Here is a 12,454-nt window from a genome sequence, read left to right as displayed (position 1 = left end):
GTATATCACTTGGTGTCGTCAAGTCAGCTATTGTGGCCTACATCTTGTTACGCTTTCTTTATGTACCGCTCGGACGGTCTCTGCTACTATGCTTGCATTATAGTTAGGAGACAGAGCATGAACGCAAAGCCTCGTGGTGGTCGTCCGAGTAAACGTAATTATATCTTAATGGCGGCCGAGCAATTGGTGAAAAGCCATGGTGCGGCTCAGTTAACTTTTGATAAGTTAAGTGAAGAAACTGGTATCAGTAAAGGTGGTTTGCTATACCACTTTGCGAGTAAAGACGAATTGGTCTTGGCGATGATGGAACGCCTCATCGATACGCGAGAGCAATTACGCGAAGACTTAACGCCGCAATTCGATGGGCCTGACGCTGAGCTCAAGGCGCTGATTATGTCTGAAGCGAATGTTCAGCGCGTGGCGAAAGACGGCAACGACGAGTTGGCATTGGACAGCGCAGTGTTATGCGCCGCGTCGCACAATCGCGACTTACTGAAGCCTTTGCAAGGTCGGTTTGAGGAACTATTCGCACGCTTTGATGCCAGTCAAATGGGCGGCGACAAGGCCCGCATTGCATTTTTTGCGGTACTGGGTGAACGTTTAATGCAGCAACTCGGTATGATGGATAGCGATCCGCAAGAACGCGATGTGTTCGTACAGGCGATTCGCAAATATATTGAAGAGTAACTGAGCAGCGCAGCCGTGAAGCAGCTGCACGTGTAAAAAGTAAAGGTTGATACGTGGATAATTTAGTTGAATTACAGGACGTGCACTTTTATCGCGGTAATACGCCGATATACCAAGGTGTGAATTTACGTGTTCCGCGTGGAAAAATTACTGCGATTATGGGCCCGAGTGGCTGCGGTAAGACGACGATGTTACGTCTTATCGGTGGTCAGCTGAAACCACGCTCAGGTAGTGTTCAATTTGCCGGCCAAGAAGTGCCAAGCTTATCGCGCAAAGAACTATTTGAGTTGCGTAAGCGCATGAGTATGTTGTTTCAAAGTGGGGCGCTGTTTACTGATATGACAGTCAACCAAAACGTGGCATTCCCTATCCACGAACATACGGAGCTGCCGCGTGAAATTGTCGACACCATTGTGAAGATGAAACTTCAGGCGGTCGGATTGCGTGGTGCTGGGCAGTTATTTCCGAGTGAATTGTCAGGTGGTATGGCACGTCGCGCCGCGTTAGCGCGGTCAATCGCCTTGGATCCCGAATTAATTATGTATGATGAGCCTTTTACCGGCCAAGACCCTATTTCTATGGGCATGATCGTCAAACTTATCCGCTCACTGAATGAAACCTTAGGGCTGACCAGTATTGTAGTATCTCATGATATTCATGAAACTATGGGTATTGCTGACCATGTCGCGATTATTGCGAATAAGCAGGTGGTTGCGCAGGGGTCACCGAGCGAGTTACTAAATCATGAGTCCGCCTTAGTGCGTCAATTCTTGAATGGTGAACCCGACGGGCCTGTACCGTTCCATTATCAGGCGAACGATTACCTCGAAGACTTAATGGTAAGGAAGGGCTAATGGATGTTTTAGCGAATTTAGGCCGCTCGAGCCTAAATATATTTCGCGGTATGGGCGCAGCCTTAATTATGTTGCTGCAAGCGATTATCGGGAAGCCTCAACCGCGTAAATCATTCCCACTGTTTGTTCGTCAAATGTACGTAGTGGGCGTGCAGTCATTGCTGATTATTCTAATTTCCGGCTTGTTTATCGGCATGGTGCTAGGCTTGCAAGGCTACACCATTCTGGTGGATTTCGGCGCTGAGCAGGCGCTGGGGCCAATGGTCGCATTGTCACTCTTGCGCGAGCTTGGGCCTGTGGTCACCGCATTGCTGTTTGCGGGTCGCGCAGGTTCGGCACTGACCGCAGAAATTGGCTTGATGCGTGCCACAGAGCAACTTTCAAGTCTTGAAATGATGGCAGTTGACCCGCTTCGCCGCGTGGTCGCACCGCGTTTCTGGGCAGGCTTTATCAGTATGCCGATGCTGGCGCTGATTTTCACTGCAGTCGGTATCCTGGGCGGCTACTTCGTCGGGGTGCAATGGCTGGGTGTCGATGATGGTGCCTTTTGGTCAGTCATGCAGTCGGCGGTTGATTGGCGTGACGATGTCATGAATGGGGTGATCAAAAGCTTGGTCTTTGCATTCGTGGTGACCTGGATTGCGCTCTATAAAGGATATACCGCTGAACCTACCTCTGCAGGTATCAGCAAAGCAACGACCTCGACAGTAGTCACTGGTTCGTTGGCCGTGTTGGGTTTGGACTTTGTCCTGACTGCAATCATGTTTAGCTAATTTTATATTTGATAGGTTTAGCCAATGGAAACGAGAAAAACAGAAATTTTGGTCGGTGTGTTTGTGGCCGTAACGATTGTTGCTTTAGTGTTTTTAGCCTTGCGGGTGGCCAGCAACACCGACATCACCCGCGGTAGCACGTACACTTTGAGTGCCAGCTTCGACAATATTGGCGGTTTGAAAGTGCGCTCGCCAGTCAAAATTGGTGGTGTGACCGTCGGCCGAGTGACCCGTATTTACCTGGAAGGTGAGTACTACGAGCCTGTGGTGGAAATGCAAATCAGCACCGCTTATGACCAATTACCGGAAACTTCAACGGTATCCGTGCTGACTTCAGGTTTATTGGGTGAACAGTACTTAGGCGTTGAGCCTGGCTTTATTGACGACGGCATTATGATGTTGCAAGACGGCGACCGCTTTATGAATTCTAATTCTGCGATGGTACTTGAAGAGCTGATTGGTCAGTTCTTGTTTAGCCAAGGTGATAATTAAAGGTAAAGATATGCCACAAGCGCTGCAATTTAACGCTCAAAATGGCGAGGTCGTCGTACACGGCGACCTTGACCGCAATACGGTTCCAAAGGCTTGGGCTGAGCGCCAACAGTGGTTGCCACAGCAAACTGACGTGGTGATCAACCTTGAAGCTGTGAGCCACGTGGACTCTGCAGGGTTAGCGATGCTTATTCGGCTGCGCTCCGAGCTGGTTGCCAACCAGCAAACCCTAACTTTACGCAACCTAAACAAACAACTGCAACAATTCGCCCAAGTCAGTGGCGTTGAAGGCCTTGTTTCGATAAGCTAGTCACATAAAAGTTTGAAATAAGGCTGGTCTGATGGACGCGCAACAAATTGAACAAACCCTTCGTGACGCCCTCGATCTTGAGGAAGTCCACGTAAAAACTGACGGCAGCCACGTACATGTGATTGCTGTCAGTCAATCTTTTACCGATGTATCTCGGGTTAAGCAACAGCAAATGGTCTATGCACCACTGAATGCCGCGATTGCGGACGGCAGCATTCATGCGCTTACCATTAAAGCCTACACCCCAGAACAATGGCGTCGGGACAAGCTGCTTCAGCCAGCTCCGTAAGTCGTCTGGCTATCTGTTAACTCTTTGCAGCGAAATAACTATGGAAAAATTAGTGATACAAGGTGGCACTCGCCTGTCTGGTGAAGTGTCCATTTCTGGCGCCAAAAACGCCGCGCTACCAATAATTCTCGGCGCTATTTTAGCCGAAGACGATGTGGTCATTCATAACGTCCCGCGCCTGCAAGACGTGGAAACATCGTTTGAATTGCTACGTCAGTTAGGTATTCCACATACGCGCGATGGCGAGCATAGCTATGTGGTGCGCGCGTGCAAGGAACATGACCATGTCGCGCCCTATGAATTAGTTAAAACCATGCGTGCTTCCGTGTTAGTGCTGGGCCCGTTATTAACTAAATGCGGACATGCAGAGGTTTCGCTACCGGGCGGCTGCGCAATTGGCGCACGGCCAGTTGATTTGCACATTGAAGGTTTGCGCCAAATGGGTGCAAACATTGTGGTGCAAAATGGCTATATCAAAGCCTCGGTAAAAGGTCGCTTACAAGGTGCCCATTTACTGATGGACACCGTCAGTGTGACCGGCACAGAAAACCTGATGATGGCGGCCACGTTGGCGCAGGGTGTGACGGTGATTGAAAACGCTGCACGCGAACCAGAAGTGATCGACTTAGCGAAGTTTCTGATTACCTTAGGTGCCGATATTCGTGGTGCGGGTACCGATACGATAGAAATCCATGGTGTTGAGCGTTTACACGGCGGCGAATATCGGGTTTTACCGGATCGCATTGAGACCGGCACGTTCTTAGTGGCAGCTTTAGCGAGCCAAGGACAAATACGCTGTAACAACACTGACCCAAAAATGCTGGATGCGGTACTTAAGAAGTTGACCGAGGCAGGTGCGCAGATTACCCGGGGCGACAACTGGATTGATTTAAAAAGCCAAGGGCGTGCACGTGCCGTAAATATCATTACTGCACCTCACCCAGCATTTCCGACGGACATGCAGGCGCAATTTACAGCGCTGAACAGCATTGCTGAAGGTACCGGGTTCATTCGCGAAACTATCTTTGAAAACCGCTTCATGCATGTGCCTGAATTACTCCGTATGGGCGCTAATATTGACTTAGAGGGCAATACAGCGATTTGCAAAGGGGTAGAGCGTTTAACAGGAGCACAAGTCATGTGTACTGATTTACGTGCCTCAGCGTCGTTAGTCATTGCGGGGATGGTGGCAGAGGGTGTGACTGAAGTAGAGCGCATTTACCACATTGACCGTGGCTACGAGCAAATCGAAGTCAAACTACAAGCGCTGGGCGCGCAAATTCAACGTGCGCCGATGAAAGCTAGCGTCGAGTAAAGTTTGCTCAGGTAAAGCTTAGGTGGCGTTACTGGTTGTCACCTAAGCGACTGATCCGCACGCGTGCTTGCATGGGCCGGACATCACGGTAAAACAACACATCTAATACTTCACCGGGGCGAGTTTCGGCAACGATATCAAGGCCTTGGTTGACTGACTGAATCGGTTCTCCGCCAATTTCATAAATAAAATCACCGACTTGAATGCCTGCGTTTGCCGCAGGTCCTTGTGGGTCGACGGCGCTGATCAACAAGCCGCGAATATCTTGGTTGGTGTTGTAATGCTGCTCCGCAGTGATGCCTATGTAGCCTCTTACCACCACACCGTCGCTAATGATTTGCTGCATAATTCGACGAGCTAAGCGATAGGGCACTGCGAAGTAAATCCCAGTGGTCGCGCGGTTGGCAATTTGCGATTGAAACGACACGTTGTTAATACCCACCAACTCGCCACGAGAATTCACCAATGCCCCGCCCGAGTTACCCTCGTTGATCGCCGCATCCATTTGTAGAAAGTCAGAATAGCCACTACTTAAGCCACCCGTGCGTTCGGCAAGACCAGCGCGGCCTGTTGCAGAAATAATACCTTGGGTCACGGTTTGGCCCAGGTTGTAAGGGTTACCGATGGCTAGCACCACGTCGCCAACGCGAGTCTGAATATCATTGTTTTGCGGAATCACCGGTAAGTTATCGGCATCAATGCGCAGTACCGCTAAGTCAGTTAAGCGGTCACTACCCACTAATTGGGCCCCCATCAGACGTCCGTCTTGCAGTGCGACACGTATCTCATCGACGCCGGAAACCACATGGTCTGCGGTGAGAATAAAACCACGGCTATCCATAATGACACCAGAACCCAAGCGTAGCGATGAGCGCGGTCTTGGGTCGAATGGACCTTGGCGGATAGACTCAGTGTAAATATTGACTACGGCAGGTGAAGCGCGGTTGACCGCCTGTGCATAGGAAGCCGGCTGTGGGTCCGCGACATGGGGCTGCGGCCCCAAGGAACTAACGAACGGCAACACCCCGATCACCGTAGCGGCGACTAGCAGCCCCATTAAGGCAGGTTTAATAATAAGCTGTATCAGAGGGTGGCTGGCCTTTTTCATGTATTGTTATACTCGATTGAGTCGGCAATTGTTCGCCAAGAAAACTAAATTTTTTGATATCTGATTGAGCATACTAGCATGAATGTTGAAAAGCGAACAGGCGACCACTAGGGTCGCCTGTTGAGGTCGAGAGGAATAGTTTAGTTCGGTAAGACTAAATACAGAGTCGATTGGCCGCGACGCACATGCATAGCGACTACGCCCTGGGTGTTGTCGAGTAAGCGACGCAGTTCGCTGACTGAACTCACGCGCTGACGATTAACACCGATGATAATATCGTCTGCACGCAGTCCAAGGCGATGTGCCGGACTACCTTCATCGACGCTGGTAATACGCACGCCTTGGTTGTTACCCTCTGCGCTGAGCTGGGCGCCTTGTAAGGCGGCGTGCATAGTTGCTGCCGCAGCTTCTGCTTCGCGCTCTAACAGTTCGACGTCGATATTCATCGCTTCACCGTCGCGAATAACACCAAGCGTCACCTTACGACCCGCGCCCATGGTGCCAACGGTTGCCGCGAGTTCGGTAAATGATTGAATGTCATTGCCATCCACGCTGACGATGACGTCACCCGCCTGGATACCCGCGCGCTCTGCTGCACCGTCAGCCAACACTTCGCTGACCCACGCACCACGGGTACGGGAAATATCAAGGGCGTCCGCCAGTTCTTGGGTTAAGTTGCCACCGCGCACGCCCAGCACACCACGACGCACTTCACCAAACTCAAGAATCTGATCGACTAAGTTCTTCATCATATTGGCAGGGATCGCAAAACCGATCCCGATATTGCCGCCACGACCCAGAATAGCGGTGTTAATCCCAATCAGGTTGCCGCGTAAATCGACTAAGGCACCACCTGAATTACCACTGTTGATGGCCGCGTCGGTTTGAATAAAGTTTTCTAACCGTTCAGGGCCAAAGCCTCCTCTACCCAATGCAGAGACGATGCCCGATGTGACGGTTTGGCCCAGACCAAAGGGGTTGCCAATTGCGACCACGAAGTCACCGACACGCATGGCATCGGAGTTACCAATTTGAATCGCAGTGAGGTCACGAGGGTTGTCAATTTTTAGTAGGGCAACATCGGTTTGTTCGTCACGACCAAGTACCCTTGCACTAAATTGACGGCCGTCCTTTAAGGTGACGGTAATATCAGTGGCATCATCAATAACGTGGTTATTGGTGACTACGTAGCCTGCTTCAGCATCGATAATCACGCCTGAGCCTAAACCGCGAAATGGTTGTTCACGAGTTTCTTCCTGAGGCGCATTCGGGCCGAAGAAAAAGCGAAAAGCTTCTGGCATGCGTTGGCGCGTCACGCGCTTACCTTCAACGGAGATATTCACTACCGCTGGGGTCACTTCTTCCAGCATAGGTGCCAAAGTTGGCACGCCGTCAGAATTAGTGGCTAAAGGGATTTGTGCTTGGGCAACGCTAACGCTGCTCAGTAAAATAAAACAGGGGATTAAAAACAACGACTTTAGTTTGCTCATTGTCAATCAGCTCCAAATACACACTCAAAGACAGGGTTAAAAGTCTTATAATGACCTCACCACACTTGAATAAGTTCGCAAAAATTAAAATTCAAGTGTGATGGGCAGGAACTGATTGTGGAGCAAGCGTTTAAGCTTTGTGGTCTTCTTTATGCTGCTTGTCTTGATTGGCATTTGCGTTTTCAAGGCTACTGAATAAGCCACTGCTACCTTTTTCACTGTAGTCACGCGGGGCGTCGGCGCTGCTTTCTAATTTGCGGTAGCGGCTGTCGCTATCCAGGGTGTTGGCAGCGCGCAATTGGCGAATGGTATCTTCAGCGAAGAATGGCAGCGGCTGTTGCCACTCTTTTTCTTGCTGCAGCAACTGCTGGCTGTCAGCTAAAAACGTGTTTAGCTTAGCTTGGGTGTCGCTCAACTGTTCGCCAAGCTGGCGTGCAGTTTCAAAATGTTCCACCACGTCTTTGCGATATGCAGCTAATTGCTCGCGGCTGGCTTCAACCTGGGCTTGTAACTGCGCCGAATCGCTGTGTTTAGTAAAGTAATAGCGCGCCGCGAAGAAACCAATCACGCCACCGACAATAACTAATAATAATCCTACAAGCCAATCCATCAGGTTGTCTCCAAAATGCTTATTTATATGAATTTATGATACCATGCTTTACCCAAGTCAACAGTGGGTTTTTCGTAAACCAGAAGTGGTACGCGCAGTCATGACACCCAAACAATTATATCAACGCGATCTGGAAAATTCAGGTTTCACCTATGACCCTGCTCAGGAAATGGCAGTGGGTCACTTGCAACGTTTGTACGATGACTTGGTCGCTTCTCAGCCACACACACGGGGTGGGGTGCTAGGTAAGCTGAAGAACGTATTTGCTAAACACCCGAAACAAACGGTCAAAGGTTTGTACTTCTGGGGTGGCGTCGGTCGTGGCAAGACTTACTTAGTCGACACGTTTTATAACGCGCTGCCGTTCGATCGCAAAATGCGTATTCATTTCCACCGCTTTATGCATCGGGTGCACGATGAGCTCAAATTATTGAAAGGGCAGTCTGATCCGCTGCCTAAAATTGCGGAAAAATTTGCCCGTGAAGCACGGGTGCTATGTTTTGATGAGTTCTTTGTGCAAGACATCACCGACGCTATGTTGCTTGGTACGTTAATGCAGGAACTGTTCAAGCGCGGTGTGGTGTTAGTGGCGACATCGAACATTGTGCCGGACGAGTTGTATCGAAACGGTTTACAGCGCGATCGTTTTGTCCCGGCGATTAACTTAATTAAGCAGCACTGCGAAGTGGTCAATGTGGACAGTGGTATCGACTACCGTATGCGCACTCTGACGCAAGCGGAAATTTTTCATTCCCCGTTGGACGAATGTGCTGATACCAACTTGGTGCAATATTTTAATCAATTGGCGCCGGATCATCAGGCGCACTCACAAGGCAAGCCAATTACCATCAACAACCGTCAAATTCCAACGCGTATGGAAGCCGATGACGTGGCGATGTTTGACTTCTACGCACTGTGCGGCGGCCCTCGTAGTCAAAATGACTATATGGAAATTTCGCGGTTATACCATGCAGTATTAGTCTCCAATGTGCGTCAAATGGATGAGAAAACCGATGACATCGCGCGTCGATTTATCGCCATGGTGGATGAATTCTACGAGCGTCACGTCAAACTAATCATGTCGAGCGAAGTACCATTAGAGCAGCTCTATGCTGGAGGCCGCTTAAGCTTTGAGTTTAAGCGCACTTTAAGTCGGCTACAGGAAATGCAATCTCACGAATACCTAGCCCGCGAGCATTTGGCATAACCCGCCAGCGCGCGCACCGGTGCGCGGCGGCTTACGTAGCTGCGGGAACACCTTGTTCGAGACGCCGTAGATACATCCCTGTAGGCTTGGCGCGCGCGTCGGTGCGCGGCGGCTTACGCAGCTGCGGGAACACCTTGTTCGGGACGCCGTAAATACGTCCCTGTAGGCTCGGCTCGCGCATCCATGCGCTCGACGCCCGATCAAGGTGTTATCCCGCAGCTTCTCCGCCACCGAATCGTTCAGCGTCTCGCGGACAAAGTCTGCCCTACGAAAACCTTGAATTATTGTTGAAAAAGCGAGCGCGGTACGTGTATAATCCGCGCCAGCCCACGTTACCGGTAGCCGCCAAACCCGAGAGGGGAGCTGCTAGCCGTTATATTTATTGGTGTTTCGCGGGGAAGCCCGGAAATGACCTCGGTTGTGGAACTTATTTAAACTGGGTAATTAAAAGTCATGAAAACTTTTGTAGCTAAGCCAGAAAGCGTAAAGCGCGACTGGTTCGTGGTTGACGCCACTGATAAAACTTTGGGTCGTCTGGCCACTGAAATCGCTCGTCGCCTGCGTGGCAAGCACAAGGCTGAATACACGCCACACGTTGACACTGGTGATTACATCATCGTTGTAAACGCTGAGAAAGTTGTTGTTACTGGTGCTAAAACCACTGACAAAATGTACTACTCACACACCGGTTTCCCGGGTGGTATTAAAGAAATCAGCTTCGACAAGTTGATTCAACGTAAACCAGAAATGGTTATCGAAAAAGCGGTTAAAGGCATGTTACCACGTGGTCCACTTGGTCGCGCCATGTTCCGTAAGCTGAAAGTGTATGCGGGTGCAGAGCACAGCCATGTTGCTCAACAGCCTCAAACCCTTGATATTTAATTACGGAGCAGATGACAATGGCAGATAATCAATACTACGGTACAGGTCGCCGCAAAAACTCAACTGCACGCGTATTCTTGCGTCCAGGTAGTGGCGAAATCAAAATCAACCAGCGCACTCTAGAAGAGTACTTTGGTCGTGAAACAGCTCGCATGGTTGTTCGTCAGCCTCTAGAGCTTGTTGAAATGACTGAGAAATTCGACTTGTATGTGACTGTTACTGGTGGTGGCACAACGGGTCAAGCCGGTGCAATCCGTCACGGTATCACTCGTGCGTTGATGCAATACGACGAATCTCTACGTAGCGACTTACGTAAAGCGGGTTATGTAACTCGTGACGCGCGTCAAGTTGAGCGTAAGAAAGTTGGTCTACACAAAGCGCGTAAGCGTCCACAGTTCTCAAAGCGTTAATTTACGCAGAACTGTTTGCAGCACTTGCTGCTCAAAACAAAAACCGCGCTTCCAGCGCGGTTTTTTTGTGGTGCGCCAGGCATGGCGCGTAGCGCCTTGACGGGCGCTGTTCCTGTGCAGGTGGTGCTGACAGGATGACTGGGAGGTGAAAGTCCTCTGTGAGCCCGGTAAGGGGAATCACTAGCTGAACCGCAAGGGTGTTCACCGCGAGGTGAAATCTGAAGGAAGCGGCAAGCAAACCACTGGCCTGACGAACAGAAATCGCATATGAGGCGGTCATAGTGGGTTAGGTAGCCATTACTGCTAAAGCCCGATACTTACACGGAAACTATGAACGTAGATGCGGCAGGTATAAGTGGGACGGTCACGCGCATTACCCTGGGAGGTCTGTTGCTTTGCTTAAAGCTACTGATGCTGTGAGGTATCAGGATGGAGCAGCAGAAGTCAGCCGAGGCCGTAGTAGGCTGGTTACCGCCAGCTGAAGGGCTGAACATAGGTTACGAATCGGAGCCTGTTGATTCGATGATGTTACATACCACAGCAAGAGGAAAACCTCACCCGACCCAAACCGCAAGGCCAGAAGCCTGCGCGGGATGCTTGGGTTGTGCAGTGCATCACGGCATCAACCAGAACAACTCCGAGCGGGGCTGACATGGATTTAATGTCAGCGATAACCGAACGGTCGAATATGCTGCAAGCCTACCAGCGAGTGTGCCGGAACAAAGGCGCTCCGGGGGTAGACGGTGTTACGACAGATGAACTGAAAGGCTATCTGCAACAACACTGGCAGCACATCAAACAACAACTGCTGGAGGGCAGCTATCAACCGCAACCGGTGCGCAAGGTAGAGATACCCAAGCCCGGTGGCGGCATGCGGATGCTGGGCATCCCATGTGTGATAGACCGACTTATTCAGCAGGCAATGCATCAGGTACTGAGCGAACAGTTTGAACCAAAGTTCTCACCGCACAGCTATGGCTTTAGACCGGGCAAAAGCGCCGCGCAAGCGGTGCATCAAGCCCGGAACTATATGGAATCCGGCAAGCGCTGGGTGGTCGACATTGATATGGCGAAGTTCTTTGACCGGGTGAACCACGACATTTTAATGTCCCGTATCGCCCGGGTTATCAAAGACAAAACCGTACTCAAACTGATACGCCGCTACTTACAGGCAGGCATCATGGAAAATGGCGTTACGACAGCACGAACGGAAGGCACGCCGCAAGGCGGACCGCTCTCGCCGCTGCTGTCAAACATCCTGCTGCATGAGCTGGACATGGAGCTGACGAAACGAGGCCATAGCTTCTGCCGCTACGCGGACGACTGCAATATCTATGTCAGCAGTGAGCGCGCCGCGCACAGAGTGCTCGCTTCAACAACGAAGTTCCTTGAACAGCGCCTGAAGCTTCAGGTCAATCGTGGAAAGAGTGCGGCCGACAGGCCTTGGAAGCGCAGCTTCCTTGGCTACACGGTGTGTAGCCGGAACTATAACATCCGGCTCAAAGTTGCCGACAAAAGCGTAAAGCGCTTTAAAAGCAATCTCAAAGCACTGCTTCGCATGGCCAAGGGCTGGAACATCCGCAAAACGGTGAACGAACTCGCGCCTAAACTGCGTGGCTGGATAAACTACTTCCATCACGCAGACGCCAAAGGCATCTTCAATGAACTGGATGGCTGGCTTCGTCGCCATTTAAGGAAGATACTCTGGCGACAATGGAAGCGAGGACGAACCCGAGCACGGATGTTGATGCGTCTGGGTATTGCCGAGAAACGTGCAGTACTAAGCACCACCAATGGGCGCGGCCCATGGTGGAACTCGGGTGCTTCGCACATGAATCAGGCAGTACCGAAGAAGTTGTTTGATAGACTGGGCTTGATATCGCTGATGGACAGTTATCATCAGCTCAAATGTAACGTATGAACCGCCGTGGTACGGAACCGTATGCCCGGTGGTGTGAGAGGACGGAGGCCGTGAGGCCTCCTCCTACTCGATCGCCGCAATCAAGTGCTCGAAAAAATAGTGGCGG

14 protein-coding genes are annotated in these 12,454 nt (G+C 50.9%); 11 read left to right on the top strand and 3 right to left on the bottom strand.

What is annotated here, in order from left to right; genetic code table 11:
* Positions 1-117 precede the first annotated feature (117 nt).
* Genes CWE07_RS02935 through murA form a run of 7 tightly spaced genes read left to right on the top strand, consistent with a single transcriptional unit; the run spans position 118 to position 4,720 of the window.
* Positions 118-687, top strand: coding sequence for a TetR/AcrR family transcriptional regulator (locus tag CWE07_RS02935; protein ID WP_181452254.1), 570 nt, complete (start codon positions 118-120; stop codon positions 685-687).
* 53 nt (positions 688-740) lie between these two features.
* The gene (locus tag CWE07_RS02930) at positions 741-1,541 is read left to right on the top strand and encodes an ATP-binding cassette domain-containing protein (protein ID WP_111568861.1); all 801 of its coding nucleotides are present in this window, start codon (positions 741-743) and stop codon (positions 1,539-1,541) included.
* Complete coding sequence (gene mlaE / locus CWE07_RS02925) at positions 1,541-2,314, top strand: lipid asymmetry maintenance ABC transporter permease subunit MlaE (RefSeq protein WP_111568862.1); 774 nt, start codon at positions 1,541-1,543, stop codon at positions 2,312-2,314. The genes CWE07_RS02930 and mlaE overlap by 1 nt, the downstream gene beginning before the upstream one ends.
* 24 nt (positions 2,315-2,338) lie before the next feature.
* Complete coding sequence (gene mlaD, locus CWE07_RS02920; RefSeq protein ID WP_111568863.1) at positions 2,339-2,806, top strand: outer membrane lipid asymmetry maintenance protein MlaD; 468 nt, start codon at positions 2,339-2,341, stop codon at positions 2,804-2,806.
* A 10-nt stretch (positions 2,807-2,816) separates the two neighbouring features.
* Entirely contained in the window at positions 2,817-3,116 is a 300-nt protein-coding gene (locus CWE07_RS02915; RefSeq protein ID WP_111568864.1) for an STAS domain-containing protein, read from the top strand.
* Between the two features lie 31 nt (positions 3,117-3,147).
* The gene (locus CWE07_RS02910) at positions 3,148-3,405 is read left to right on the top strand and encodes a BolA family protein (RefSeq protein ID WP_111568865.1); all 258 of its coding nucleotides are present in this window, start codon (positions 3,148-3,150) and stop codon (positions 3,403-3,405) included.
* Positions 3,406-3,445: 40 nt separating this feature from the next.
* A complete protein-coding gene (gene murA / locus CWE07_RS02905) occupies positions 3,446-4,720 on the top strand; it encodes a UDP-N-acetylglucosamine 1-carboxyvinyltransferase (protein ID WP_111568866.1) in 1,275 nt (424 codons plus the stop codon).
* A gap of 28 nt (positions 4,721-4,748) precedes the next feature.
* Here murA and CWE07_RS02900 read toward each other — a convergent pair whose 3' ends face one another.
* The 3 genes from CWE07_RS02900 to CWE07_RS02890 form a co-directional block, all read right to left on the bottom strand.
* A complete protein-coding gene (locus tag CWE07_RS02900; RefSeq protein ID WP_111568867.1) occupies positions 4,749-5,828 on the bottom strand; it encodes a trypsin-like peptidase domain-containing protein in 1,080 nt (359 codons plus the stop codon).
* Positions 5,829-5,968: 140 nt separating this feature from the next.
* Positions 5,969-7,318 carry a DegQ family serine endoprotease gene (locus CWE07_RS02895; RefSeq protein WP_111568868.1) on the bottom strand — a complete coding sequence of 450 codons (1,350 nt, stop codon included), beginning with the start codon at positions 7,316-7,318 and terminating at the stop codon, positions 5,969-5,971.
* 130 nt (positions 7,319-7,448) lie between these two features.
* Positions 7,449-7,928, bottom strand: coding sequence for a Z-ring associated ZapG family protein (locus CWE07_RS02890; protein ID WP_111568869.1), 480 nt, complete (start codon positions 7,926-7,928; stop codon positions 7,449-7,451).
* 100 nt (positions 7,929-8,028) lie between these two features.
* Between CWE07_RS02890 and zapE the strand changes: the two genes are divergently transcribed.
* The 4 genes from zapE to ltrA all read left to right on the top strand — a co-directional run bounded on the left by zapE (position 8,029) and on the right by ltrA (position 12,348).
* Complete coding sequence (zapE, locus tag CWE07_RS02885; protein WP_111568897.1) at positions 8,029-9,135, top strand: cell division protein ZapE; 1,107 nt, start codon at positions 8,029-8,031, stop codon at positions 9,133-9,135.
* A 453-nt stretch (positions 9,136-9,588) separates the two neighbouring features.
* Positions 9,589-10,017 (top strand): 50S ribosomal protein L13, encoded by a 429-nt coding sequence (gene rplM / locus CWE07_RS02880; RefSeq protein ID WP_111568870.1) that lies wholly within the window; start codon positions 9,589-9,591, stop codon positions 10,015-10,017.
* Positions 10,018-10,034: 17 nt separating this feature from the next.
* Complete coding sequence (rpsI, locus tag CWE07_RS02875; protein WP_111568871.1) at positions 10,035-10,427, top strand: 30S ribosomal protein S9; 393 nt, start codon at positions 10,035-10,037, stop codon at positions 10,425-10,427.
* Between the two features lie 652 nt (positions 10,428-11,079).
* A complete protein-coding gene (gene ltrA / locus CWE07_RS02870; protein ID WP_111570282.1) occupies positions 11,080-12,348 on the top strand; it encodes a group II intron reverse transcriptase/maturase in 1,269 nt (422 codons plus the stop codon).
* Positions 12,349-12,454: the final 106 nt, after the last annotated feature.

This window comes from Aliidiomarina maris, from assembly GCF_003987335.1.
Taxonomy (GTDB): Bacteria; Pseudomonadota; Gammaproteobacteria; order Enterobacterales; family Alteromonadaceae; genus Aliidiomarina; species Aliidiomarina maris.
This window is presented reverse-complemented; position numbering and strand designations above follow the sequence as displayed.

Bases quoted from the DNA above. Each gene is read 5' to 3' on its own strand.
- CWE07_RS02935 (WP_181452254.1), top strand. From the start codon at position 118: ATGAACGCAAAGCCTCGTGGTGGTCGTCCGAGTAAACGTAATTATATC.
- mlaE (WP_111568862.1), top strand. From the start codon at position 1,541: ATGGATGTTTTAGCGAATTTAGGCCGCTCGAGCCTAAATATATTTCGC.
- mlaD (WP_111568863.1), top strand. From the start codon at position 2,339: ATGGAAACGAGAAAAACAGAAATTTTGGTCGGTGTGTTTGTGGCCGTA.
- CWE07_RS02915 (WP_111568864.1), top strand. From the start codon at position 2,817: ATGCCACAAGCGCTGCAATTTAACGCTCAAAATGGCGAGGTCGTCGTA.
- CWE07_RS02910 (WP_111568865.1), top strand. From the start codon at position 3,148: ATGGACGCGCAACAAATTGAACAAACCCTTCGTGACGCCCTCGATCTT.
- murA (WP_111568866.1), top strand. From the start codon at position 3,446: ATGGAAAAATTAGTGATACAAGGTGGCACTCGCCTGTCTGGTGAAGTG.
- CWE07_RS02900 (WP_111568867.1), bottom strand. From the start codon at position 5,828: ATGAAAAAGGCCAGCCACCCTCTGATACAGCTTATTATTAAACCTGCC.
- CWE07_RS02895 (WP_111568868.1), bottom strand. From the start codon at position 7,318: ATGAGCAAACTAAAGTCGTTGTTTTTAATCCCCTGTTTTATTTTACTG.
- CWE07_RS02890 (WP_111568869.1), bottom strand. From the start codon at position 7,928: ATGGATTGGCTTGTAGGATTATTATTAGTTATTGTCGGTGGCGTGATT.
- zapE (WP_111568897.1), top strand. From the start codon at position 8,029: ATGACACCCAAACAATTATATCAACGCGATCTGGAAAATTCAGGTTTC.
- rplM (WP_111568870.1), top strand. From the start codon at position 9,589: ATGAAAACTTTTGTAGCTAAGCCAGAAAGCGTAAAGCGCGACTGGTTC.
- rpsI (WP_111568871.1), top strand. From the start codon at position 10,035: ATGGCAGATAATCAATACTACGGTACAGGTCGCCGCAAAAACTCAACT.
- ltrA (WP_111570282.1), top strand. From the start codon at position 11,080: ATGGATTTAATGTCAGCGATAACCGAACGGTCGAATATGCTGCAAGCC.